The organism is Halomonas sp. 3D7M, assembly GCF_014897885.1.
Classification (GTDB): Bacteria; Pseudomonadota; Gammaproteobacteria; order Pseudomonadales; family Halomonadaceae; genus Vreelandella.
Map to the genome: position 1 here is coordinate 14,506 of NZ_JABUZF010000265.1, position 1,062 is coordinate 15,567.

At 57.8% G+C, this 1,062-nt stretch carries 2 protein-coding genes; both read right to left on the bottom strand.

The window, feature by feature from the left end:
* A partial coding sequence (locus INT22_RS17580) for an N-acetylglucosamine-6-phosphate deacetylase (protein ID WP_226912868.1) occupies positions 1 to 765 on the bottom strand: 765 nt, incomplete at its 3' end.
* 8 nt (positions 766 to 773) lie between these two features.
* A partial coding sequence (locus tag INT22_RS21420; protein WP_226912869.1) for a UTRA domain-containing protein occupies positions 774 to 1,062 on the bottom strand: 289 nt, incomplete at its 5' end.

Here is a 1,062-nt window from a genome sequence, read left to right on the forward strand (position 1 = left end):
GTAGAGATTAGGGATGCAACGTAAGGCGGCACGGATGGCACCAGGGTGTACGTGCAGCAGATCAGGAATCACTTCGGCGTACTGCGCATGGGCGAGCGCTGCGCCGACCATTCCCGGCTTGCGGTGATGCAGTCCGGTCATGGCATTGAACAGATGAGTAAACCCGCAGGCACCATGAGCCAATGCCTCAACGCCCTCTTCATAGCTGCCAAGCGTATGCCCTATCTGAACCCGCACGCCGCGTTCGCTGAGATGGCGAATTAATGCATAGTGGCCAGCTAACTCAGGGGCAAGTGTCAGTAAGCGGATGGGGGCCAAAGCACACAGCTCATCCACCCCCTCAATCACCCCATTACGCGCATAGGCGGGTTGAGCACCCAGCTTGCCAGGATTGATATAAGGACCTTCCAAATGGACGCCCAACACCTTGGCGGCGTCCGGCTCCTGCGCCTCCATATAGCGGGCGATATCGCCTAGCACCTGACGGATCCGCTCATCTGGCGCCGTCATGGTGGTAGCAAGCAAACGGGTAGTTCCAAAGCGCACATGGGTGCGCGCTAGGGTGGCAACAGCTGTGCCGCCCTCCATGGTGTCGGCACCACCACCACCATGCACATGCAAATCTATAAAGCCGGGAATAATGCGTGGATGGTCATTGGTATCAGGATCTACCGGATCGCCGTCAATGCGCCTAATACGCCCGTCTTCCCAGTGGATCTCTCCCAGGCGCCAGCCCTCAGAGGTGAGAATATTGCCAAACTGCATAAAACCTCCTAGCGGGTCATCTCGACCATAAAGTCGTAATAATCAGTGCGGCAGTAGGTAACGGTAAGCTCCGCCGGAGAGCCATCTGCGAGATAGCCTAGACGCGTCACTTTGAGCAGCGCCTGGCCCTCAGGCACCTCAGCCAGCATGGCTAGTTCTGCGCTGGCATTGATAGCCGTCACATGCTGCAAAGCACGTGCTATGCCTCTGCCGCTGGCTTCCAACGTTGCATAAAGCGATGTATCGACCCGGAGAGGATCGGGCAGCACCGAGATGGGCAGGCAACTCTCTTCCACC